At 35.6% G+C, this 23,634-nt stretch carries 18 protein-coding genes, 7 tRNA genes and 3 rRNA genes; 20 read left to right on the forward strand and 8 right to left on the reverse strand.

Translation table 11 applies throughout. The annotated features are described in order from the left end of the window. The first annotated feature begins 43 nt into the window (after positions 1-43). The 12 genes from EW093_RS13735 (at position 44) to EW093_RS13790 (ending at position 6,812) form a co-directional block, all read left to right on the forward strand. Positions 44-967, forward strand: coding sequence for a hypothetical protein (locus tag EW093_RS13735; RefSeq protein ID WP_149568962.1), 924 nt, complete (start codon positions 44-46; stop codon positions 965-967). Beyond that, on the forward strand, positions 964-2,214 hold the full coding sequence (locus tag EW093_RS13740; protein WP_149568963.1) for a PorV/PorQ family protein: 1,251 nt from the start codon (positions 964-966) through the stop codon (positions 2,212-2,214). Before EW093_RS13735 ends, EW093_RS13740 begins: the two co-directional genes overlap by 4 nt. Before the next feature lie 2 nt (positions 2,215-2,216). Further along, positions 2,217-2,909 carry a hypothetical protein gene (locus tag EW093_RS13745; protein WP_149568964.1) on the forward strand — a complete coding sequence of 231 codons (693 nt, stop codon included), beginning with the start codon at positions 2,217-2,219 and terminating at the stop codon, positions 2,907-2,909. Between the two features lie 115 nt (positions 2,910-3,024). Beyond that, entirely contained in the window at positions 3,025-3,792 is a 768-nt protein-coding gene (locus tag EW093_RS13750) for a hypothetical protein (RefSeq protein ID WP_149568965.1), read from the forward strand. Between the two features lie 315 nt (positions 3,793-4,107). Then, a tRNA-Lys gene (locus EW093_RS13755) sits at positions 4,108-4,180 on the forward strand. Between the two features lie 44 nt (positions 4,181-4,224). Continuing rightward, positions 4,225-4,296 (forward strand) — tRNA-Glu (locus EW093_RS13760). An 86-nt stretch (positions 4,297-4,382) separates the two neighbouring features. Next, positions 4,383-4,455: transfer RNA gene (locus tag EW093_RS13765), tRNA-Lys, on the forward strand. 19 nt (positions 4,456-4,474) lie between these two features. Beyond that, positions 4,475-4,546, forward strand: a tRNA-Glu gene (locus EW093_RS13770). 86 nt (positions 4,547-4,632) lie between these two features. Next, positions 4,633-4,705 (forward strand) — tRNA-Lys (locus EW093_RS13775). Between the two features lie 19 nt (positions 4,706-4,724). Further along, a tRNA-Glu gene (locus EW093_RS13780) sits at positions 4,725-4,796 on the forward strand. A gap of 80 nt (positions 4,797-4,876) precedes the next feature. Continuing rightward, the gene (locus EW093_RS13785; RefSeq protein WP_149568966.1) at positions 4,877-5,944 is read left to right on the forward strand and encodes a uracil phosphoribosyltransferase; all 1,068 of its coding nucleotides are present in this window, start codon (positions 4,877-4,879) and stop codon (positions 5,942-5,944) included. Next, positions 5,922-6,812 (forward strand): tetratricopeptide repeat protein, encoded by an 891-nt coding sequence (locus EW093_RS13790; RefSeq protein ID WP_187759719.1) that lies wholly within the window; start codon positions 5,922-5,924, stop codon positions 6,810-6,812. Before EW093_RS13785 ends, EW093_RS13790 begins: the two co-directional genes overlap by 23 nt. On the opposite strand, the gene EW093_RS13795 is transcribed toward EW093_RS13790, so the two are convergent. Then, positions 6,813-7,439 (reverse strand): adenylate kinase, encoded by a 627-nt coding sequence (locus tag EW093_RS13795; RefSeq protein WP_149568968.1) that lies wholly within the window; start codon positions 7,437-7,439, stop codon positions 6,813-6,815. It abuts the gene before it with no gap. A gap of 226 nt (positions 7,440-7,665) precedes the next feature. On the opposite strand from EW093_RS13795, the gene EW093_RS13800 reads away from it, so the two are divergent. The 5 genes from EW093_RS13800 to rrf all read left to right on the forward strand — a co-directional run bounded on the left by EW093_RS13800 (position 7,666) and on the right by rrf (position 13,773). Then, complete coding sequence (locus tag EW093_RS13800) at positions 7,666-8,166, forward strand: hypothetical protein (protein WP_149568969.1); 501 nt, start codon at positions 7,666-7,668, stop codon at positions 8,164-8,166. A gap of 314 nt (positions 8,167-8,480) precedes the next feature. Continuing rightward, positions 8,481-10,019: ribosomal RNA gene (locus tag EW093_RS13805) — 16S ribosomal RNA — on the forward strand. 224 nt (positions 10,020-10,243) lie between these two features. After that, positions 10,244-10,317: transfer RNA gene (locus tag EW093_RS13810), tRNA-Ala, on the forward strand. Between the two features lie 197 nt (positions 10,318-10,514). Continuing rightward, a 23S ribosomal RNA gene (locus tag EW093_RS13815) occupies positions 10,515-13,484 on the forward strand. Positions 13,485-13,664: 180 nt separating this feature from the next. Continuing rightward, positions 13,665-13,773 (forward strand): 5S ribosomal RNA (gene rrf, locus EW093_RS13820). The 16S, 23S and 5S rRNA genes sit together here with 1 tRNA gene alongside, the layout of an rRNA operon. Positions 13,774-13,994: 221 nt before the next feature. On the opposite strand, the gene EW093_RS13825 is transcribed toward rrf, so the two are convergent. After that, a complete protein-coding gene (locus EW093_RS13825; RefSeq protein WP_149568970.1) occupies positions 13,995-14,195 on the reverse strand; it encodes a SlyX family protein in 201 nt (66 codons plus the stop codon). Positions 14,196-14,259: 64 nt separating this feature from the next. Here EW093_RS13825 and EW093_RS13830 point away from each other — a divergent pair, with 64 nt between their 5' ends. Then, positions 14,260-14,562 carry a Trp family transcriptional regulator gene (locus tag EW093_RS13830; protein ID WP_149568971.1) on the forward strand — a complete coding sequence of 101 codons (303 nt, stop codon included), beginning with the start codon at positions 14,260-14,262 and terminating at the stop codon, positions 14,560-14,562. Here EW093_RS13830 and EW093_RS13835 read toward each other — a convergent pair. Further along, positions 14,548-16,326, reverse strand: a complete 1,779-nt coding sequence (locus tag EW093_RS13835; RefSeq protein WP_149568972.1) for a B12-binding domain-containing radical SAM protein — start codon at positions 16,324-16,326, stop codon at positions 14,548-14,550. The genes EW093_RS13830 and EW093_RS13835 overlap by 15 nt on opposite strands. Positions 16,327-16,399: 73 nt before the next feature. On the opposite strand from EW093_RS13835, the gene ylqF reads away from it, so the two are divergent. Both ylqF and EW093_RS13845 read left to right on the forward strand, forming a co-directional pair. Further along, positions 16,400-17,326, forward strand: coding sequence for a ribosome biogenesis GTPase YlqF (gene ylqF / locus EW093_RS13840; protein ID WP_149568973.1), 927 nt, complete (start codon positions 16,400-16,402; stop codon positions 17,324-17,326). Continuing rightward, a complete protein-coding gene (locus EW093_RS13845) occupies positions 17,327-17,938 on the forward strand; it encodes a hypothetical protein (protein ID WP_149568974.1) in 612 nt (203 codons plus the stop codon). A gap of 9 nt (positions 17,939-17,947) precedes the next feature. Here EW093_RS13845 and EW093_RS13850 read toward each other — a convergent pair whose 3' ends face one another. The 5 genes from EW093_RS13850 to glpK form a co-directional block, all read right to left on the reverse strand. Continuing rightward, positions 17,948-18,964, reverse strand: coding sequence for a hypothetical protein (locus EW093_RS13850; protein WP_149568975.1), 1,017 nt, complete (start codon positions 18,962-18,964; stop codon positions 17,948-17,950). A gap of 57 nt (positions 18,965-19,021) precedes the next feature. Beyond that, a complete protein-coding gene (locus EW093_RS13855; RefSeq protein ID WP_149568976.1) occupies positions 19,022-20,302 on the reverse strand; it encodes a malic enzyme-like NAD(P)-binding protein in 1,281 nt (426 codons plus the stop codon). Between the two features lie 66 nt (positions 20,303-20,368). Continuing rightward, positions 20,369-20,971: a tetratricopeptide repeat protein gene (locus EW093_RS13860; protein WP_149568977.1), complete on the reverse strand. Its 603-nt coding sequence runs from the start codon at positions 20,969-20,971 to the stop codon at positions 20,369-20,371. Continuing rightward, complete coding sequence (locus EW093_RS13865) at positions 20,972-22,093, reverse strand: Ldh family oxidoreductase (RefSeq protein ID WP_149568978.1); 1,122 nt, start codon at positions 22,091-22,093, stop codon at positions 20,972-20,974. Between the two features lie 3 nt (positions 22,094-22,096). Next, entirely contained in the window at positions 22,097-23,581 is a 1,485-nt protein-coding gene (glpK, locus tag EW093_RS13870; RefSeq protein WP_149568979.1) for a glycerol kinase GlpK, read from the reverse strand. Between the last annotated feature and the right edge of the window lie 53 nt (positions 23,582-23,634).

The following is a 23,634-nucleotide window of genomic DNA, read 5'->3' on the forward strand; positions in this document are numbered from 1 at the left end:
TTTATAATAAGTATGTAAGTAAGTATTATTTAAGGAGTAGGGTATGAAGTATTTGTTAAAGCACATACCAATTGTGTTTTTGTTAATTGGCCTAACATCCTGTGATGTGGTAACAAGCCTATTAACTACAAATTATTTTGAAGGGTTTAGTGATATTAATCCATTTAGCCTAGTAGTTGATGAAAATAGTTTCCCCACAGATGATGATGAAGCTGCTATATTACTAATAAATAAATATACTGATGTTGCTCTATCTGATGATGCAGAGAATTTTTTTGCAGCATTAAAGGGATTGGATACCTATAGGAGTGACTTAATAGCTTATTATAACTCTATTCTTATTACAAAACCTGATAATACACTACCTACCTACCTAGATGATATAGATATCTACCAAAGAAGATCATTAGCCCTTGCTAAAATAGAGCTATACACTAGGAATGCCTATGCAATAGATGGCTTTGATAGACTTTATACAAAATATGTAACAGGTGAAGAAGATGCTGATTTAACTATCAATCTTTTAATTGAGAATGTTTTTAATACAGAAGACCCAGATGTAACACGAGTAAGTTTAGAAGACGATTTCCAAGGATTTTTTAATGCAGGAGACGCTATAGACTTGTTAGGTAAAACTATAGTTGATACTGATAATCCTACTTCTAAAGTATTAGATGAAAATGAAGGTGTATTTATTCTTTTATCATCTATAATCAATAGAGTAGTTGAGCTCTCCCTTGAAGGTGATTTAAGTAATACAAAAAATGAGAATGATGTCTTTGTAGCTCTAGCTGCATACGTTTTAAATGGAACGACTTCGTCTCTCTTAGTATATCCCCAGGACCTACCTCCTGAAGGTGGACAAAGTATGATTGAGCACTATCTAGGTTTAGGTGGGGCTTTAGCATATACAGCCTCAGGTTTCGAACTTCCTGGAGTATCAATTCTTGGAGGTAGTCAATTATGAAAAAATTAATACTACTAATTATAAGTATCTTAATTATATTTAACATTCATGGGGAAGACTCTTTTTTTGAGAAGAAGGTATCTTTTAATAGTCCTAAGATTTTGGGAATGGGAAATACCTTTGTTGCAAATGCCAATGGATTAGAATCCTTTGAATATAATCCTGCAGGATTAAATGGAGATGGAAGTTTTACTATTTTTAATGGTAACTTTAATCTTATTTCTAACTTTATCCAATTAAGCGATGATCTTGTAGCCTCATATAATGAGGCCAATAGTACAGATAAAACTTCTATTGAATTAGGAGATCTAAGTTATTATTTGGACCCAATAAACAGAAGAGAGATAATAGGAGCCCTTATATCTCAAGCTACTACACCCTATTTAAATAATAAATATGCTAATGGACTTGGTTATAGCTCTTCTATTTCTTTAGGGTATGCTGGAAATGGTTTTGGTTTTGGTCTACTTTTCTCACTAGATTCCGAGGTTTATGGGGAGTCTTTAACCGTAACCCAACTGGATAGTATTTTAACAACATCCCTTTTGCTTGGTTATGGGATTTCCCTTGATCTAGGAATTATTGGTTTAGAGATAGGTGCTGCGGCAAGGCCCATGTATAAGATTAGAACTACTACCAGTTTAAACCCTGTTGTTGAGTATCTATTAGCTGAAAACAGTGGTAACACTACTTTTATTGAAGAGTTAGATTATAAAACAGGAGTTGGTATTGGTTTTGATCTAGGTGTAAAAGCCCGTTTTATGGGTTTAACCGCTGGTATCGCTCTATTGGATATTTTTGGAACTACAATTAATTATAGTTCTAGTAGTTATGATGACATTATTAATGGAGACTTTTTAGGCTCTAAATCAGTAGATGATATCTATATAACTCCAACAACCCTTAATCTAGGATTATCCTTTAATCCAGGTCTAGGTAGTGTAAGTAGGGTTTTTAATCCAACATTATCCATAGATTACAGTGTTCCTTTTATTACAGATGGTTCACTGGAAGATTATGCCATGTCTAGCCAGTTTTGGAGGAATTTGTCTTTAGGGGCTGAGGTTGAGTTATTCTCTCTATTATCTTTAAGATCTGGACTAAATCAGGGATATTTTACCGCAGGTTTTGGTTTAGAACTCTTTATCTTAGATGTTAACTTTGCTATATACTCTAAGGAGCTTGGTGCTAGGGTTGGAGATAGGCAGCAGATGGGTGCCGCTTTTGAGATAGGGTTAAGGTTATAAGTATGAGATCAGCTATACTTCTACTATTGATATCTCTTCTCTTAGGCTGTCAGGACATATTTACAACTAGTTATCTATCATCCTTTAAAAAGGATGCATCAGATATGAACTCAAAAGAAATTGCTGAGTATTTATCAACAACACCCTTATCAGAGATACCTGCAGCTGATCTATTAGCTGCAGAAGAGACTCTAGATAATTCTAGAATTACTCTTAGTGAGTCAGATTTAACTAATCCTGTTAAAGTGCAGCAGTATTTAGATGAAACAGCCCAGCTAATCGCTATAAATATGGAGCAAGCTAATATTGATGGATTAATAGAGGATGTTTTAAGTTTAGGTGATTCAGAAGAGGACTCAGATTTTTTAACTAACCTTGTAGAAGATAGTGACCGTTTAGCAAATATAGAGGAGGCATCCTCCTACGCTGTGGATGCTTTTTTAGTAGATCCAGAGAGTTTAACCAGTACTGAGCTTGTAATCGGAAGTGTTGGCTTAGTTGGAAATATCCTACAGGACGAGGATCGATTGACTGATCTTTCAGAAGCTGCAGATTTAGAGACAGCTACCCTTATAACTGCTGGTTTTACTGCAGATGAGATAGATGATATTCAAACCGCTAGTGAAATGTTAGAGCTTGCCAAGTCCGGTTTAGGGGATGATATGGCGAGTCTATTTGAAGGATTGCCATTTTGAAAAAAATACTGATAATACTGTTTTTGTTTTATACCCTATCTACAGGGTACTCTCTATCGGAGGTTACTAATAATACATCTTTATACAATGTTGCGTTAGGGGGCCTCATACTGGGTTGGTACAGGGGTTTGACTCATTTTATAATAATCCAGGGTTATTAGCTTATTACGATGATGAAATATCTTTTTTTAAATTAAATGTTAATCTAAAGGGGGATGCTTTAGATGTTTTAAACCTCTATTTAGGTGGAGATTTATCCCCAGATGATCCTGCAGCACTCTTAACTACACTTCAGGATAAGGGGTTAACTAACCTTCTAGTTGGTTTAGATATAAATGGGCCTCTATCTATAGGTGTAATAGGGAATAACTGGGGATGGTACTTAAAAAACTCAACAAATGTGTATTTAGACCTTCCTGGGATAACTTCTACAGCAGATATTGTTCTTAGGGAAGATTTAGTATTCTCTGCAGGTATAGCTGTTCCATTTAAAATGAGGTTTGGAGACTCTTTTTTTCTAGAGTTAGTGCCTGGAGTAATGTCTAGAACAACTTTAAGGGCAGAGCTACGTATAGAAGAGGATTTATTAGGGTTTATGGGGTATATGAGCGATTTTTCATCCTTGTTAGCAGATTTTCCTCTTAATATTAGTCCAATGTTTGCCCTAGATGCAGGATTTGTTATTAATGTATACGATATAGTCTCATTAAGCGGGGTTGTGAAGGATATATATACTCCTATATTAAAATATCCTGTCTCCTCTTTATCCGATGCTTTAGGCATTTTCACTAGTGGAAATGATACAACAGGTAATTTGGTTTATAGGGAGATAAATTTTGGATTAAGTTCAGATATCCCCTTGGAGTACTATCCTATTTTATAAGCGACCTGGATGTTTATATAGACTATTATGATCTACTTAAATTTGAAAAGAACACCCTATTACATCTAGGGTTCGGAGTAGATCTAGAGCTTTTAGAGAAGTTCCATCTTCTTTCTGGGGTAAATCAAGGACTACTCTCTTTAGGACTAAATGTGGACTTAGGAGCTCTGAATATAGGATTTGCAATGTATGGAACCGAGGAGGGATCCCAGCCTGGTGCTAACTCGGTTTTTAACTTTTTATTAAGTATTGGAATTTCTTTTTAGAATGGTTGACTCTTTTTTAGGAAGTCTATATATTTAGTCTTCGTTGAGCGGGCCGTTAGCTCAGTCGGTAGAGCAACGCCCTTTTAAGGCGTGGGTCGTTGGTTCGAATCCAACACGGCTCAATAAAGAGATTGTATAATCTTTTATGAAGTTTACTTCAGTTTAAGTCTTGTTCGTCTAGGGGTTAGGACACATGGTTTTCATCCATGCAACAGGGGTTCGATTCCCCTACGAGATGTCTGCTTTGAAAAAAGCAAAAAAGTAAGGATTAGGTCTTTACAAACTAAGACGCTTTTATTATTATTCAAGCGTTAATAAGTACTTGGGCTGTTAGCTCAGTCGGTAGAGCAACGCCCTTTTAAGGCGTGGGTCGTTGGTTCGAATCCAACACAGCTCATTGGTTTATCCAAGTACGTGTCTTGTTCGTCTAGGGGTTAGGACACATGGTTTTCATCCATGCAACAGGGGTTCGATTCCCCTACGAGATGTCTGCTTTGAAAAAAGCAAAAAAGTAAAGATTAGGTCTTTACAAACTAGGACGCTTTTATTATTATTCAAGCGTTAAAAAGTACTTGGGCTGTTAGCTCAGTCGGTAGAGCAACGCCCTTTTAAGGCGTGGGTCGTTGGTTCGAATCCAACACAGCTCATTGGTTTATCCAAGTACGTGTCTTGTTCGTCTAGGGGTTAGGACACATGGTTTTCATCCATGCAACAGGGGTTCGATTCCCCTACGAGATGTAGAAAAGCAGATAATTTATTATCTGCTTTTTTTTTGCTCAAAATTATTATATATTTAATTGAACAGAGTGAGGTATAAGATGTCAAATAAAATTATATTAAAAGCTGATGCGTTAGATGGTTATTTAACCAATGAAGATAAAAAACATATAGATGATGTTACACTTTTATATGAAGAGACAATGAAACAATTTAAAATTCTTGATGAACAATCTGAGAATGATAATTTATATGATGAAACAAAAAAGAAAATAATTTCGCTGTATCAAGAGATGGGTGACTTAATGAAGGATATATCTAGTAGGGAAGAGAACCTAAAGATATATGCATTTGAAACTCATCAGACTAAACACGGAGAGGCTTCTAGGATCATTGCTAAACTAAGGGATGAGAAAACAGGGCACGAAGAGTTTGTTTATTATACTCAACGGGCTTTTGAGTTAATGTTTAACCTGGTTTATGGAGATGAAGCTGGTAAGAATAAGAATCATTTAGTGGTTAAAACTCCTGTTACACACCCTGTCCAGAACTATGCTGTTCATAAAATCCCAGATGTAGATAGTGCAATAAACAATACTGTTATGTGTGTCATGTTAAGAGGAGCACTTCTTCCATCTATGATTATGAGTAAGGAAATTCAGGAGTATTCATCAACTGGACATGTTACACCATTTGCTCTATTTAAGATTAAAAGGGATGATTCTAAACATGAAGCTGATATGGAGTATCTATTGGATCTTGATAAGTCATATTTCAACTTAGATGAGATGCAGGATAAAGACCTTATATTTGCTGACCCAATGAACGCAACAGGTGGAAGTATGGTAACTGTTGTTAAATATCTGTTAGATAGTGGTGTAAAGCCTCGTTCTATTAAGTTTATTAATGTTGTGTCAAGTTTAAAAGGTGCCCTGCAAATTTTAAGAGCTTTAGATAATATAACCTGTTATACATTATGGATGGATCCAATATTAAACGATAAAGCCTATATTTTACCTGGATTAGGGGATGCAGGTGATAGACTAAATGGAAAAGATGCGGATGAATATCCTAGGAATATGTTACAATTAGTTGCTGATTATGGGACTAATATTTCCCAATTGTATAGATCTCAGGTTCGTAAGATTGAAGAAACTATTCTGGGTTAATCTATCTTTTATACTACTGTTTTCATGTGTCTCAAATAAAGAAGAGATTGATATTGTTTTAGAGTACTACAATATTGGTAATGCCTTCTATGAGTTAGATCAATTTGATAAAGCAGAGGATTATTATCTTAGAGTATTAAAGATTGATCCAGATTTTCATAAAGCTAGGAACAACTTAGTTTATATATATGTAAAAAAACTTCAGTTTGACTTAGCTAAAGAGAATATTCAATATTTAAAAAATAGCGATAGTGAAAATATAGTTGTAAAAAAGCTAGATGCCTATGTTAAATATAAAGAAGGGAATCTTAAGGATTCTCTTAACCTCTATTTGGAGATATATAATGGGGGAGATAAGTCTAAGAGTGTAGCTATTAGTATTGTTAAACTTTATTATCAATTAAACGAATTTACTAAAGGGCTTAGTTTAATAGAAACACTTATTTTTGATAGTGAAGATTCGAACCTGTTTTTTATTGCTGCATTACTAGCAGAAGGTGCCGGAAATATAGAAAAAGCTATAACTTATTATGAGAATGCTATAATTTCTGGAAATAAAGAAGAGGATATTTTTACTAATTTACTAGCTCTATATAAGGAGTCTAAAGATTATATTAACCAGGTAAGAGTTCTTGAGCTAATTATTAAAGATTTTAGTGGAGAATTAAAATATAATTCATTATTCTTATTATCAAAAATTTATTTCTTGGAAAATAATGATTTTAGTAAGGGGTACTCATATTTAGATAAGGCTATTACTGAAGGTTTTAATAATAAAGAAGAAGCTGAGGATCTTCTTAAGCAACCTGATCTAATTGAAGTAGATAAGATCAGGCAACTATTTAAAGAGAATAGAATCTTAGATTAGCTATTTTAAAACTTCTAATACACTTTTTAATACTTCTGAAGGTGCAGGAGAAGCATCAATTGGACATAAAGAACCAAGCTCTTTATAATAAGCTTTTAATGGTTCTGTTTGAGAGTAATAAACTTCTAGTCTATTTTTGATTGAATCTATTTGATCATCTTTTCTTGTGTAGAGTTCTCCTCCACAGTCATCACAAATTCCATCTTTTTTAGGCGGAACAAAATCTACATGGAAGCTATTACCACATGATTTACACACTCTTCTACCTGATAATCTTTTGATTAGTTCTTCATCATTTAAACTTAGATCAATCACCTTATCTACGGTAGAAAATTTTCCTAATGCTTCAGCTTGAGCTGGAGTTCTTGGAAATCCATCAAGAATGTAGCCATCATTTGTATCAGACTCATCTAATCTTCTTTTAACTACTTCTATAGTAACCTCGTCCGGCACTAGATCTCCTGCTTCAATGATGGATTTAATTTTTAAACCTAAATCATTTTCAGCCTTTATTGCAGCTCTAAAAAGATCCCCTGTAGATATATGTGGTATCTTTAACTCTTTTGTAATTTTTGAGGCAATTGTTCCTTTTCCAGAGCCTGGAGGGCCTAAGAATATAACGTTCATTATTACTCCTTGATTTTTTGAAGAAATCTTCATTACATCTATATTAATTTAATACTAGATTACAGTCAATTCATAGGTAGGTTCATTGCACTTTTTTGTACTTTGAATCGTTGTTGAGTTTTAAAAGCTTTTAATTTTTTTTAACATATACTATTTTATTATGTGTTATATGAAATATATATAATTATGTGTTATATGAAATATATATAATAATTTAGGAGTTAACATGAAAAAACTAAGTTTGTTAATTATTACATCAATTTTTGTTGGTACATCATCCCTTTTTTCTTTGGGTCTAGGAATCCAAGGAAATATAAATGCTGGAGAGTTTTTTGCTCCAGGTGTGGCTTTATCTCTTAAACTAGATTCTGTCCCTTTCTATTTTGCATTTAATTGGCAGTTTGAAGAAGAAGTTAAGAATTTCTCGTTAACCTCTGATTATTGGGCATTAAATAAAACAATGTTATATGTTAATAATCAACCCTTAAATCTCTTTTTTGGTTTAGGAGCCTATTGTAATGTCACAATTGATCAGAGTCAAAATGGAGACTATTTTCAACCATCCCTTGGGCTAAGGATACCAGTAGGAATCAATATGTATATATTAGATAGAGTTCTTGAACCTTTTATTCAGGTTGCACCATCCTTTGGTATTCACTTTATTCCAAGTCTAGGAGCTGATACTGTCTATTGGCCATTATCTGTTGGTATTAGGATGTGGTTATAGCTAAAGATGAACTATTATGTTTTAGTTGTTAAATAGACATATGAAATGTTTTTTATATTTTTTTTGAATGTTTGTTGACAAAAAAAATGTGAGTTGGTATATTCATCGAGCGTTGCAACAGCAACTCTAACTTAAGAGTCTGTTGAGACGAAAAACTTAATAACTTTTATTAGTTGTTAAGGCATGAGCTACTTTGTAGTATCATGTTTACAGTAGTAATAGAGAAGGGAAGAAATACTTTAACATTTAATGTTAATTAAAACCTTGAGTATAAAGATCAACTTAGTTATTACTAACTTCGGTTAGTAAACATAATAACGGAGAGTTTGATCCTGGCTCAGAACGAACGCTGGCGGCACGTTTTAAGCATGCAAGTCGAACGGTAGGAAGTGCTTGCACTTCCGAGAGTGGCGAACGGGTGAGTAACACGTAGATGATCTACCTTTTAGTTGGGGATAGCCCATGGAAACATGGAGTAATACCGAATAATCTCTTTAAGCTTTAGCTTTTAGAGGAAAGCAGCGTTTGCTGCGCTGAAAGATGAGTCTGCGCACTATTAGCTAGTTGGTGGGGTAAGAGCCTACCAAGGCGACGATAGTTAGCCGACCTGAGAGGGTGATCGGCCACATTGGGACTGAGACACGGCCCAGACTCCTACGGGAGGCAGCAGCTAAGAATCTTCCGCAATGGACGAAAGTCTGACGGAGCGATGCCGCGTGGATGAAGAATGCAGAGATGTTGTAAAATCCTTTTATGAGTGAGGAATAAAACTACTAGGAAATGAGTAGTAGATGACGTTAGCTCATGAATAAGCTCCGGCCAATTACGTGCCAGCAGCCGCGGTAACACGTAAGGAGCGAGCGTTGTTCGGAATTATTGGGCGTAAAGGGCGTGTAGGCGGTTAATTAAGTCTTGTTTGAAAGACCGGTGCTCAACACCGGAAACGGACAGGAAACTGATTAACTAGAATCCGGTAGGGAAATGTGGAATTTCTAGTGTAGGGGTGAAATCTGTTGATATTAGAAAGAACACCAATGGCGAAGGCAGCATTTTGGGCCTGGATTGACGCTGAGGCGCGAAAGCATAGGGAGCAAACAGGATTAGATACCCTGGTAGTCTATGCCGTAAACTTTGTACACTTGGTGTCGGGGGTCAAACCTCGGTACCGAAGCTAACGCGTTAAGTGTACCGCCTGGGGAGTATGCCGGCAACGGTGAAACTCAAAGGAATTGACGGGGGCCCGCACAAGCGGTGGAGCATGTGGTTTAATTCGATGATACGCGAGGAACCTTACCAGGGTTTGACATATTAGTGACCGTTCTAGAGATAGTTCTTTCCTTTCGGGGACACTATTACAGGTGCTGCATGGCTGTCGTCAGCTCGTGCCGTGAGGTGTTGGGTTAAGTCCCGCAACGAGCGCAACCCCTATCGTATGTTACCATCATTAAGTTGGGGACTCATGCGAGACTGCCGGTGACAAACCGGAGGAAGGTGGGGACGACGTCAAGTCATCATGGCCCTTATACCCTGGGCTACACACGTGCTACAATGGCCGGTACAGAGTGATGCGAAGCCGCGAGGTGGAGCTAACCGCAAAAAGCCGGTCTCAGTTCGGATTGGAGTCTGAAACTCGACTCCATGAAGGTGGAATCGCTAGTAATCGCATATCAGCATGATGCGGTGAATACGTTCCCGGGCCTTGTACACACCGCCCGTCACACCACCCGAGTTGGGGGTACCCGAAGTCGTTAGTCTAACCTTTATGGGGGACGGCGCCGAAGGTATGCTTAGTAAGGGGGGTGAAGTCGTAACAAGGTAGCCGTACTGGAAAGTGCGGCTGGATCACCTCCTTTCTACGAGAAAGGGAAGCTTAGTTTTTACTAAGTACCTTAAAGATTTATCTTTAAACCCTAAATGTCTTGGGTAAAAGACATTCAAGAGAGGTAACTCTTGTAAAGTAAAACTGCAGTACAATAGGTTAGTATTTTTTCCTTTTCTTTTTTATATTTGATTTTTGTTGAGCCATGGCTTAATAATGATCAGCTAATAGATATAGTTTTACTATATTGATAAGCCTGGGGGTATAGCTCAGTTGGCTAGAGCACTAGATTTGCATTCTAGGGGTCAAGGGTTCGAATCCCTTTACCTCCATAATTAGAAGTTCTTTGAGCTTCTTTTTTTGACTCTTAAATGAGTCTGCAACAAAGAAAGCTTGCTTTCTTTTACAACTAAATAGCGAAGGGTATAAAAATTATAGTGTGAAAGCACAAATATTTTTGATAGTAACAATATGTCTATCGAAGTTTCTTTGAAACTTTTGTCGACTATATTTTGCTAGCAAAATATATGGTCAAGCGAATAAGGATCCATGGTGGATGCCTTGGAGCTATCCGACGATGAAGGCCGTGGTAAGCTGCGAAAAGCTGGGTTAAGGAGCAAACATCCTTTGACGCCCAGATTGCCGAATGGGGTAACCCAATAGACAAGATGTCTATTACCTTTACATGAATAAAATAGTGTATTGGAGTGAGACTCAGGGAACTGAACCATCTAAGTACCTGAAGGAAAAGAAAACAATTGTGATTCCCTTAGTAGCGGCGAGCGGACGGGGAATAGCCCAAACCTTTACTGTGTAATATCTGCACGGAGTTGCAGTAGGGGTGTTGTAGGATGTACTGTTTTGTATTGTGTGATGCGAACTGCAGTAAGAAACTATATTAGTAGCAGAAATTAGCTGGAAAGCTAGTACCAGAGTGGGTGATAGTCCCGTAAGCGAAACTAATATAGCTGTAGAGTATATTCCTGAGTACAGCGGGACACGAGAAATCCTGCTGGAATCTGGGGGGACCACCCTCCAAGGCTAAATACGAGATAGCTACCGATAGTGAACGAGTACCGTAAGGGAAGTGGTGAAAAGCACCCCGGGAGGGGAGTGAAATAGACCTGAAACCGTGGATTTACAAGTGGTCAAAGCGTCCTTGAGACGTGATGGCGTGCCTTTTGTAGAATGAGCCTGCGAGTTACGTTAATATGCAAGGTTAAGGTATAGAAGTACCGGAGCCGGAGGGAAACCGAGTCTTAATAGGGCGCCAAGTATGTTGCCGTAGACCCGAAGCCGAGTGATCTATTTATGAGCAGGTTGAAGCTTGAGTAAAATCAAGTGGAGGACCGAACACTAGTCTGTTGAAAAAGGCAGTGATGACTTGTGAATAGGGGTGAAAGGCCAATCAAACTCGGAGATAGCTGGTTCTCGTCGAAATGGTTTTAGGATCAGCGTGATATGATTTTTGTCGGAGGTAAAGCACTGATTAGGCTAGGGCCCTTCACCGGGTACCAAACTTATTCAAACTTTGAATACCGATAAACAAAATATTGCAGTGAGACTGTGGGTGATAAGATCCATGGTCAAGAGGGAAAGAGCCCAGACCGTCAGCTAAGGTCCCTAAACTATGCTAAGTGGAGAAGGAAGTTCGATTGCAAAGACAGCCAGGAGGTTGGCTTAGAAGCAGCCACTCCTTGAAAGAGTGCGTAATAGCTCACTGGTCGAGTAGTCGAGCGCCTAAAATGTAACGGGGCTAAGCATAGTACCGAAGCTACGGATTCGTATTAATACGGATGGTAGACGAGAGTTGTGTAGGCTGTTGAAGGTGATCTGGAAGGATTGCTGGAGGTATCACAAGTTAGAATGCAGGCATGAGTAACGAAAAGGAAGGTGAGATCCCTTCCCGCCGAAAGCCTAAGGGTTCCTGGGTAAAGGTTTTCTTCCCAGGGTGAGTCGGCCCCTAAGACGAGGCTGAAGAGCGTAGTCGATGGGAAACTGGTTAATATTCCAGTACTTCTGTTAATTTCGATGGGATGACGCATAAGGAGATTCTATGCCGGAGAATGGTAGTTCCGGTCCAAGCAATAAGCTGTTGAGAGATGTAGGCAAATCCGCATTTTGAGGTGAGTTGTTAAGGGTACTAAACCTACGGGTGCAGGAAGATAGAGGATTCATCGTGCCAGGAAATAATCTCTAAGGTTCGATTAACAGGAACCGTACCGCAAACCGACACAGGTAGGCGAGCTGAGTATGCTAAGGCGTACGGGATAACTCGGGTTAAGGAACTCGGCAAATTACATACGTAACTTAGGGAGAAGTATGGCCTACTCCGCGAGGAGAGGTTGCAAAAAAGAGGTCCAATCGACTGTTTACCAAAAACACAGGTCTCTGCGAAATCGTAAGATGAAGTATAGGGACTGACACCTGCCCGGTGCCGGAAGGTTAAGAGGAGTTGTTAGATTTATCGAAGCAGCGAATTGAAGCCCCGGTAAACGGCGGCCGTAACTATAACGGTCCTAAGGTAGCGAAATTCCTTGTCGGGTAAGTTCCGACCCGCACGAATGGTGTAACGAATTGGACGCTGTCTCAACCCGAGACCCGGTGAAATTAAAGTATCGGTGAAGATGCCGATTACATGTGGTTAGACGGAAAGACCCCGTGAACCTTTACTGCAGCCTGATATTGAAATCTGGTTAAACATGTGTAGGATAGGTGGGAGACTATGACCCCTGATCGTTAGGTTGGGGTGAGTCGTTGGTGAAATACCACCCTTGTTTAATTAGTTTTCTAACAGAAGCCGTTATCCGGTTTTTGGACAATGTCTGGTGGGCAGTTTGACTGGGGCGGTCGCCTCCTAAAGAGTAACGGAGGCGCGCAAAGGTTACCTTGATCTGGTTGGAAATCAGATTGTAAGTGCAAAGGCAGAAGGTAGCTTGACTGCGAGACTTACAAGTCGAGCAGGTACGAAAGTAGGTCTTAGTGATCTGGCGGTCCCGAGTGGAAGGGCCGTCACTTAACGGATAAAAGGTACTCCGGGGATAACAGGCTTATTTTGCCCAAGAGTTCATATCGACGGCAAAGTTTGGCACCTCGATGTCGGCTCATCGCATCCTGGGGCTGAAGCAGGTCCCAAGGGTTTGGCTGTTCGCCAATTAAAGCGGTACGTGAGCTGGGTTCAGAACGTCGCGAGACAGTTCGGTCCCTATCTGCCACATGCGTTGAATGTTTGAGAGGATCTATTTTTAGTACGAGAGGACCGAAATGGACGAACCTCTGGTGTATCTGTTATCGTGCCAACGGTAATTGCAGAGTAGCTAAGTTCGGGAGGGATAACCGCTGAAAGCATCTAAGTGGGAAGCCCGCCTCAAGATGAGACATTCCTGAGAGTTTAACTCTCCTAAAGGGACCAGAGAGATGATCTGGTTGATAGGCCTCAAGTGTAAGTGCAGTAATGTATTTAGCTGAGAGGTACTAATCTCCCGTGAGGCTTGACCATATTTTTATTTTCCTTAACAGGATATGATTTTTATACCCTATTTAGTTATTTCCCTTCGGGAAATAATGGAGTATAAATAAGTAGAATAATTTAACTCCAGCGTTATTTAAAATAAACTTAAGTTTTCTTAAGTTGTTTTAATTAAACACTTTTTTTAAGAGTTTTTAATTAAAATTTTTGTCTAGTGATGATAGCACTTGGGCCACACCCGTTCCCATACCGAACACGGAAGTTAAGCCAAGTTGCGCCGATGGTACTGCGTTAGTGGGAGAGTAGGTGATCGCTAGACTTTTTTTTATTAATTTTCTTTTTTTAATCAACACGTTTTGTTTAACATGAACTAACGCAGTTCCATCTCGATGGTACAATGCCAATTCAATCCAGTCATGCAAATAATATATTAAGTTCCATATCAATCTCCTAGTTTAGCAAAACAATTTCTGATCGAAATGTTTTGAGTGGGAGAGTAGGCTAATAACACTGCAATTAGATTTTATGATTATATTTAAATCAATAATGAGGTGGAGGAGTATGATCTAAAGGTTGTTTGGTATTCTCCTCTAATATCATGATCTTTTCTTGTAGAACAGAATTTACTTCTATTAACTTATCCAACTTAATACCCTGCTCAATAATAATTTTATTCATTTGCATCATATAATCTTCTAAATATATAATTTTCATCTCTAAATCTAGTATTTTTTTATCCATAATACATTTATATCAAATTTTAACTTTTATTGACAGAAGCAACTCTATTTAATATGCTCTAAATATGACAGATGAAATGAGTATTAGGGCATTAGATGAACTTTCGCTCTCTTTAGCCAAAATTGAAGATAAAGAGTTGATTAAAGAGTTCTTAGAATGCATTTTAACAGAAAATGAGATAAGTGGTGTTACTTCGAGATGGACACTTGTAAGGCGTCTAAACGAAGGACAGACACAGAGGGGTATAGCAAATGAACTAGGACTTAGTCTTTGCAAAATTACCCGAGGTTCAAAAGAGTTAAAAAAAGAGAGGTCAGCTTTTAAAAAAGTAATAGATATATACGATGATATATTAAGTAAAGAGTAATAATCCACTCTCTTGTGCAAAATTTAAAAATTCTATATCAACATCTCTATCAATTAATTTTGAAGAGATTTTACCATTTACACTATTTAAAAAAGTCATAATCCTTTTGGTATACATTTCAAAAATAACTTCACCACCTAAGTGATACCAACATATAACATTGCTCTTACTAGGTTTAAAATATTTTTTTATCTCAGAAATGGTGTATAAACCGTTATCAAACGCATCTAAAACTGGGTATTTAAAGTATATAAATGAAGATGAATTTGATAGAGTTGGAACCGATTCCATTAACTTATTTTTTGAAATATATGTTCTTTTTTTCACACTCAGTAACGCTTTAGAGTAAGCTGAATGATAATTTATAATATCACAAATAAGAGAAAATTTTTCAGGATTAAAACTATCGTTAATGTACTTTTTAATAATATCAATATCAGTTAATTCTCTATTTTTCCTATAATTAGTATTCCATTTAACAAAATCTTCAATAAATTTGATTGTACTAATTTTTAACTCTTTAGTAACCTGTAACAACCAGCCGGTACTTTTACATTTATTATATATAAAGTCACAAGACTCTTTTAATAATTTAGATTTTCTCATATCTTCTTTACTAAATGTTGGTGATGAAATTACAGTATATGGAGGATTTTTATCAAAGTTTAACTCTAACTCTTCACTATTATCCCAAAGAGCTGTACCAGGTAATACAGATAGAGGGAAAATATCTAAATGGTTTGGTTGCAATGATAAAACAAATTCCATACTTTCTTTAAAACCTTCATAACTATCCCCAGGAAGTCCATATATTAAGTCCAGGCCAAAAGTTACACCATGTTCATTTAATATACCTATTTTATCTTTAAAAAGTTCTCTATCTAAACCTCTATTTACTAATTTTAGAACACTATTATGTGAACTTTGAATTCCTATTTGTAAAGAGGCTTCTATCTTGTTAAATAGGGATGCTATCTCTCTATCAATAAGCTCTGCTCTAACTTCAAAATGAAAATGTGTTCCTTTATTCAATTTTAGTATCAATTCAAGAATTGTTTTTGCCCTTTTTAAATCCTTATTAAATGTAGGATCTAAAACAAATACTTGAGGTACATCCTGTTTAATAATCTCTTTTAACTCTAATTCTACTCTCTCTAAACTGTAATAACGTACACCTTTAGCACCCCTTGATTCAAAACAGAAGTCACAACTAAAAGGACACCCTCTAGATAACTCCCATAAAAAGCCATCATATTTTGTCAGGTCAATAGTTTTATTAAGAATTGGAGATGGAATAGTATTTAAATCATTAACTAGAATAAGATTATTATCGTTAACTCCAGAGATTTCATTTGGATCAGTTTTATTTAGAATACATTTTATAACTTTAGAAAATGTCTCCTCTCCCTCTCCTTGGATTGTATAGTTTATACCCTGTTTTAACAGTTTTAGATAGCTAGACCTTACTTCTGCCCCACCAGCTATAATAATAAGTTCGGAGTTAATAGTTCTAATATAATTAACAAGTTCTAAATAAAAATCTCTGTTCCATAAATAGACAGAAATACCTAAAATAGTAGGCTTTTTTCTCAAAATTTCCGTTGCAAACTCTTCTATCTCCTTATCTAATGTTGATTCTAAGATATCTACCTTAATTTCCTTATTTAAAGAATCCTCTAATAAATATGATTTTAAAAGCGCTGGTGCTAGGGGAATTGCATCTGGTGTCTTATTTATATGTACTGATGTTAATATAATATTCAATTTAACTCCTATTGTTTCCTTGAAAAATAGTATAAGATTATTAATAATATTGCCAGTTCTTAGGGAGTAATTAATGCAAATTCAATGGTTTCCTGGTCACATGAATAAAACCATAAATATAATAAAAGATACATTAACAAAAGTTGATGTAATTATCGAAATTCTAGATGCTAGAGTTCCTGTCTCCAGTAGTAACCCAATGATAACAGAGTTAATTGGAAACAAACCTAGATTAGTTGTTTTAAATAAATTTGACCTTGCTGATCCTGATACTACAGATAGGTGGATGGAATACTTTAGAAATTTAGAACATACACTGCCTGTAAAGGTTTCTAGTAAAACAGGATACAACCTTGATTCTATATCTAAGGTCTGTAAAGAGTTATGTCATGGGGCCAAATGGATTGATAGACGAGAAGTAAGAGGCATGGTTGTTGGTATTCCAAATGTTGGTAAATCTACTATAATCAATGCATTATCTGGTAAAAAAAAGGTAGCAGTAGGTAATAAACCTGGGTTAACTAGGGATCTACAAAGAATAAATATAACTAACTCCTTGCAAATATATGATACACCCGGAATTTTATGGCCTAAATTTGAAGATAAAATCGTTGGGTATAATCTTGCAGCTTTAGGTTCGATAAAAGATACTATACTTGATCTTGTTGCTGTTAGTAGACACGCTATAGAGTATCTTCAGTTAAGATACTCCGGTCGATTAGTAGCTAGATACAATTTTGATGAATTATCCGATGACTCCTATGAAATCCTATTACAAATAGGGAAAAGGAGGGGTTGCTTGCAAACAGGTGGAATCATTGATATTGATAGAGCTGTTGCTTTTTTCCTAAAAGATCTAAGAGATGGAAAGCTTGGTTTGCTATCCCTTGAAGAACCTGATGATATGATAAAAAGGGAAGAGCTTGCAAAGGAAGAAAAGTTTAAAAGAGAAGAGAAGTTAAGACTAAAAAAAGAGAAAAGAAACAAAAGGATAAAGTAGATGAAAAAAGTAGTAATAATTGTCGTTTTTTTATTTATAGGTTTAAATATTCAGGGAGAAAACATTGTTAATATTTGGGCCGATAATTCTAGTCTATACCTAGGATTATCTAAGGATAGAGTTTGGTTGAAATCATATTTTCTATCAAATTTCCAATACTATTCCACTCTAAAGACAGAAACAAAAAAGGGAATTCCAACCATTGTTACAGCCTCTAGGGATCTCTATTTTTTACTAGATAGTTTACTTAAAAATGATAATTATTATAAAAAGGACTCATTTTCAATTTCTAGAGAGGATAAGATCTATACTTTTATAGATGACTCAAATCAATTAGAGATTTCTTTTGGTTTAGAGAAACCAACTAAGGAGATTTTTAATATAATAAACATGGTTTATGAAAATGATCCCAAAACTAGGAAAATAGTTACTGATCACTATTTAGAGAGTTGGGTTATACGTATTTTCTCTGCTGAAAATGTTATTTCTCCAGATATTAATAGTTTAGACTTTGATGATATACTTATTAGTGCAACAATTATTGGTGAAAAGTCCCAATGGTTGTGGGGTGTGCATGATGGAGTAGATTATATTTATAGCTCATTAAAATAAAAACAATCCCTATTCAGGGATTGCTTTTATTTGCCACTTACCGTTATCAAAACCGATCATAAAAACAGCCATTTGTGTTTTTAATACTCTTTCTCCTGACTTTTTCATCATATTGCCAAGAAATAAGAAATCATTTTTACTTGGTCTCCACTCTCTATTTTTATCTATCCAGTGGGGGAAGAGTTCAATATATTCATCATATGAAATTAATTGAGGTTTATAGTTATCTTTATAACTTGCCATAGTAATATATGTATCTTTTGTGATCTCTTTTAAGTTTTCATATAGTGGGAAATTATCCTTGTAATATACTGTCCCATATTCAAGGGAGTAACACTTATCAGATATCAATTCTGTAAACTCTTTCTCATCCTTATTAAATATAGTAGCCATAACTTGTAATGCAAAGTCATTAGCTTGTTCAACAGTCTTAATAGCATTATCGCTTTTAAGTTTATTACTTATATCTACACTAGGTAGAGCTCTACCAGATGCTGATTTTATTTTAGCCTCTTCAGAGAGTTTATCCCATGCCTGTAGTTCAATTCTATAAATCTTTCCCTTATTTATTGTTGTAGGTGGAGATATTATTCTTGCATAAATAGCAGCGTCCCCATCATATATTCTTGATTTACTTCCATCTTCAAACTGGAACCAGTCAGAAAAGCCTTCAAGATCACCATTAAAACCTAAAGGTCTTGTAAATGTAAATGTAGGTCTTTTGAACGTAGAAGTCATAAATTTAATTTGAAAGCTAGTTTTAATTGATGGATCAGAATCTGAGTATTTACTAAAAATCCTCCACTTCCTTACATAACCTTCAGCAGGTGGTGGGAAATCTTCTACAAACGGTTCATTCATAGAACCTATTTTAACCCATTGGGAATTCGCTGACAAATTTATATAGTTACTATTGTCACTACTGTATACTATTTTTTTATCAACTAATCGCCAATCTTCTGTTTCATCAGTATAAGCTGTGTTTAATAAAACAAAAAATAATAAACAAATATTTAAAAATTTCATAAATGCTCCTAAGTAATTTATCGGTTAAAAATAAGTAAAAATTGACATCTTTAGTTGTTATTTCCAATGTTTCTTCATTCTTTCCTTAAGTTCCTGCTTATATAAATCCCAATCTTTTATAGGGTATTTCGCCAAACCTTCTTCACATGCGGCTTTAGCCACAGCTACACTTGCCCACTCTATAACCCTTGGGTCAAATGGTTTTGGTACAATGTAGTTAGGTCCAAAAGAAAAGCTTTGACCATAAGCTGATATAACTTCCTTAGGAACAGGCTCCTTTGCAAGGCTTGCAAGTGCTTTTGCTGCCGCCATCTTCATACCTTCAGAGATTTTTGTAGCTCTAACATCTAAGGCTCCCCTAAAAATGAATGGGAATCCTAACACATTGTTAATCTGATTAGGATAATCACTTCTACCAGTAGCCATAATAACGTCTTCTCTTGTAGATTTAGCAAGTTTATAATCAATTTCTGGGGTAGGGTTCGCCATAGCAAAGACTATAGGATTATTTGCCATTTTTTCTAAGTACTCAGGTTTTAAAGCTCCAGCAGCACTAAGTCCTGCAAAAACATCTGCATTAACTAAGGCTTCTTCTAAGCTTCTTAAGTCTGTATCCTGTGCAAATAAACTCCTCTCTTCAGAGTTATTATCCTCAGAATCTTTAAATATCACACCATTTCTATCGCATAATAGTAGATTCTCAATTCTCACTCCAGCTTTTACAAACATTTTTGCAACAGAAATTCCCGCAGCACCGGCTCCATTAACAACTACCTTAAGGTCACTTAATTTTTTACCAGCAACTTCTGATGCATTAATTAGACCAGCTGTTGTTATTATTGCTGTCCCATGTTGATCATCATGGAAAACAGGTATATTACACTGTTCTATTAGGGTTTTCTCTATAATAAAGCATTCTGGACTTTTTATATCCTCTAAATTGATACCACCAAAAGTTGGTTCCATAAGTTTTACAGTATCAATTATTTTCTGAGGATCCTCAGTATCTAATTCAATATCAAAACAGTCTATATCTGCAAAACGTTTAAAAAGGACAGCCTTACCTTCCATTACAGGTTTACTTGCAAGTGCCCCTCTATTTCCTAAACCTAAAATAGCTGTACCATTAGTTACAACGCCTACTAGATTTCCTTTTGCTGTATACTCATATGCCTTTTCCTTATCCTTATCAATCTCAAGAACTGGTTCAGCAACCCCAGGGGTGTATGCTAATGAAAGTTCATCAGCGCTGCTACACAACTTAGTAGGTATAACTTCAATTTTTCCAGGTTTTCCATTTTTATGATATTCTAAGGCTCTCTCTTTTAGGTTTTTCAATTTTAAGCTCCTATTATTTTATGAGTTATTATCACCTAAAACTGAGATTTATTAAATAGAAAATGATCACCTATAGTTGTTAATTAATCTATCCCTATCTCCCAATTCAAGTAGATTAATTGTCTTTGCGATACTTGGGTATTTTATTGCAGCATCGCTGAGTCTTAAATTATCATAATCTTCAGGTTTGTCACGTTTCAAAAGTTTTAATACCATAACCCGATTGATTGCTGCAATAAAAGATCTCTTTTCTGCTCCAATAGTAATAGTTTCTGGTCTATTTGATAAAAGTTCTAATGCTTTTTCAAGAACAACAACACTCTCCATATTTTTACCAATAATCTCTAATAAAATACCTTGGGTGATTCTGTGATCAATACTATTAGGATCAATTTTTAAGATTGAATCTATAGTGTTTATAGCATCCTCATATCTTTTTAACTTAATTTCTAATTGGTATTTTTTTTGACGTAAAGCTTGGTGTTTTGTAAATTTAGGTAACAATACTTCTATTTCTCTTATTGCATTCTCTATTTTTTCACTATTATTACTCTCTAAAGCATAATTTACACTGTTAAGTGTTACTTCTAAATCCCTTAGATCCTGCTTTCTTGTTCCACATGATAATAAAAGTAATATCATAGTCGTAAATATTATATATTTTTTCATCTAGTTATCCTTCAAAGGGTTTTCTATTGAAAACCTCTGGCTTAGTTCCTTAATAATAAGTTCTAAAGACTCAGGAATAGGACAACCTTTATCCTTTCTTAAGTTCCAAGCTAACCACTCTTTCTCCCCTGCAGTATATATACGTTCTTCGTGGGGAGATTTTTTACTCTCTCTAAGGGATCTTAGAATTGTTCCAGCAATTTTTTTAAATAAATTTCTTCCCATAAAGAAGTCAGGGTCAATAACTATAAAAAAATGACCAAGAGGGTAGGGAATTGGGTCTCCATTTTCATCTTTACCACTTAAATCTTTTAAAAATTTACCATCTTGTAGTGCAGCAGAAAATATTTCAACTATTGTTGCAAAACCATAACCTTTATATCCTCCACCATCTTCACCACTACCTCCTAGGGGATTTAGAGCAGCTTTACCACTTGTTAGAGCTGATAAAATATCAAGACTATTAGTCATTGGATTCCCATCCCTATCAATTACCCAATTGTTAGGGGTCTCTCTCCCTTCTCTTGCATATACCTCAATTTTTCCCCTTTGGCTTATACTTGTTGCACAGTCTAATACAAAAGGAAACTCTTCATCAGTTGGAATACCAAATGTAAATGGGTTTGTTCCTAACATATTCTCCACTCCAAAGGTAGGAGCTATACTAGGTCTTGCATTGGTTCCTGTAATTCCAATCATACCCTCTTTTATAGCCATTAATGGATAGTATCCAGCAATACCATAATGGGTCGAATTTCTTACAGTTACCATAGAAATACCATACTCTTTAGCTTTTTCAATAGCTAAATTCATTGCCTTATATGAAACCACATGTCCTAATCCATTATTTCCATCTAAAACAGCGACACCCTTATTCTCTTTAATAATAGTAACTTTTGTTTCTGGGTTTAGGATACCATTATCAATTCTATCAATATAGATTGGCTTCAATCTACCAATTCCGTGGGAGTCTATCCCTCGTTTGTCAGATGTTATCAAAACATCCGCTACAATTTCAGCTTGATCTTCAGGAACACCTACATTGGTTAAAGATTTAATCATAAAATCTTTTAAAACTTCAAAATCAATCCATTTACACTTATCATACATTTTTAAATCCATTATCTAATCTCCTATTGCTTTTTTTATGGCCTTGCTCCATTCATTAACTCTTTTTTCCCTAGTCTTACTATCCATAGAGGGTTTAAAGGTTCTATCAGTCTTTTTTAAATGCTTAAGTTCATATATATCCTTCCAGAATTTTGAGTATAGACCGGCCATATAAGCCGCTCCTAATGCAGTTGACTCAGTGTTAGTAGGACGTACTATATCCACATTACTAATTCCTGATTGAAACTCCATTAAAAAATCATTTCTACAAGCTCCTCCATCAACTTTCAAACTGGATATTTTTATTTCTGAATCTAGTTCCATTGTATTTATAACTTCCATTGTTCTAAAAGCAATAGATTCTAAAGCTGCCCTGACTATATGAGCTTTTTTTGTACTACGACTAAGACCAGATATTTGCGCCTTTACATTACTACACCAATATGGTGTACCCACCCCTTGAAAAGTAGAAATAAAAATCACACCATTATTATCTTGAACTGACTTAGCTAAAGTATTACTCTCTGAAGCATTTTTTATAATACCAAGCTCGTCTCTAATCCACTGTATTACAGCCCCTCCAACAAAAACACTCCCTTCTATTGCGTAGTAACATCTATTATCATATTCCCATGCCACTGTTGTTAATAGACCGTTGTTACTAAATACAGGCTTTTCTCCTGTATTCATCAATGTAAAACATCCGGTCCCATAGGTATTTTTTATATCTCCAATATCAGTACATAGTTGCCCAAATAGAGCTGACTGTTGATCACCAATTAGACAGTGGATAGGAATACTTCCTTCAAAAATAGAATTTGATATATTTCCAAAGTGGTAAGCAGTGGGTTTTATCTCTGGGAGAATAGTTCTAGGAATGTCAAGAATATCTAATAAGTCATCATCCCACTTTTTAGTATTAATATTAAAAAGCATTGTTCGCGAAGCGTTTGAAACATCTGTATAATGACTTTGTCCATCAGTTAACATCCATAATAACCAGGTATCAACGGTTCCAAAAAGGATATTCCCTTCCTCGGCTTCATCTCTAACTCCATCAATATTATCTAAAATCCATTTTATCTTTGTTGCTGAAAAATATGGATCAAGAATTAATCCAGTTATTTTATGAATCATATCAGCATAACCAGAATTTCTTAACTCATCACAAATATTACTACTTCTTTTACACTGCCATACAATAGCATTATATACAGGTTTTCCAGTTTTTTTATTCCATAATATAGTTGTCTCTCTTTGATTTGTTATTCCAACTGAGTAAATTTGATCTGGAAGTATGTTATTTTTTATTAAACAAGACTTTAATGTATATATTTGAGATTCATATATCTCTAGAGGATCTTCTTCAACCCAACCGTTTTTAGGATAATACTGCTTTATCTCTTTTTGATTTATATCAACTATTTCACCTCTATGATTAATAATTACAGATCGTGAACTTGTGGTTCCTTGGTCTAAGGATATTATATATTTAGTCATAACTATTATTATACAATAAAAGAGTAAATTGTTGATATATTTTTTTGTTGTTG

The organism is Thiospirochaeta perfilievii (genome assembly GCF_008329945.1).
Taxonomy (GTDB): domain Bacteria; phylum Spirochaetota; class Spirochaetia; order DSM-2461; family DSM-2461; genus Thiospirochaeta; species Thiospirochaeta perfilievii.

What these genes read in the sequence shown, in the direction of transcription:
- ylqF (WP_149568973.1), top strand. Translation starts at nt 16,400, where the DNA reads ATGCAAATTCAATGGTTTCCTGGTCACATGAATAAAACCATAAATATA.
- EW093_RS13800 (WP_149568969.1), top strand. Translation starts at nt 7,666, where the DNA reads ATGAAAAAACTAAGTTTGTTAATTATTACATCAATTTTTGTTGGTACA.
- EW093_RS13830 (WP_149568971.1), top strand. Translation starts at nt 14,260, where the DNA reads ATGACAGATGAAATGAGTATTAGGGCATTAGATGAACTTTCGCTCTCT.
- EW093_RS13860 (WP_149568977.1), bottom strand. Translation starts at nt 20,971, where the DNA reads ATGAAAAAATATATAATATTTACGACTATGATATTACTTTTATTATCA.
- glpK (WP_149568979.1), bottom strand. Translation starts at nt 23,581, where the DNA reads ATGACTAAATATATAATATCCTTAGACCAAGGAACCACAAGTTCACGA.
- EW093_RS13735 (WP_149568962.1), top strand. Translation starts at nt 44, where the DNA reads ATGAAGTATTTGTTAAAGCACATACCAATTGTGTTTTTGTTAATTGGC.
- EW093_RS13785 (WP_149568966.1), top strand. Translation starts at nt 4,877, where the DNA reads ATGTCAAATAAAATTATATTAAAAGCTGATGCGTTAGATGGTTATTTA.
- EW093_RS13740 (WP_149568963.1), top strand. Translation starts at nt 964, where the DNA reads ATGAAAAAATTAATACTACTAATTATAAGTATCTTAATTATATTTAAC.
- EW093_RS13850 (WP_149568975.1), bottom strand. Translation starts at nt 18,964, where the DNA reads ATGAAATTTTTAAATATTTGTTTATTATTTTTTGTTTTATTAAACACA.
- EW093_RS13825 (WP_149568970.1), bottom strand. Translation starts at nt 14,195, where the DNA reads ATGGATAAAAAAATACTAGATTTAGAGATGAAAATTATATATTTAGAA.
- EW093_RS13795 (WP_149568968.1), bottom strand. Translation starts at nt 7,439, where the DNA reads ATGAACGTTATATTCTTAGGCCCTCCAGGCTCTGGAAAAGGAACAATT.
- EW093_RS13845 (WP_149568974.1), top strand. Translation starts at nt 17,327, where the DNA reads ATGAAAAAAGTAGTAATAATTGTCGTTTTTTTATTTATAGGTTTAAAT.
- EW093_RS13745 (WP_149568964.1), top strand. Translation starts at nt 2,217, where the DNA reads ATGAGATCAGCTATACTTCTACTATTGATATCTCTTCTCTTAGGCTGT.
- EW093_RS13865 (WP_149568978.1), bottom strand. Translation starts at nt 22,093, where the DNA reads ATGGATTTAAAAATGTATGATAAGTGTAAATGGATTGATTTTGAAGTT.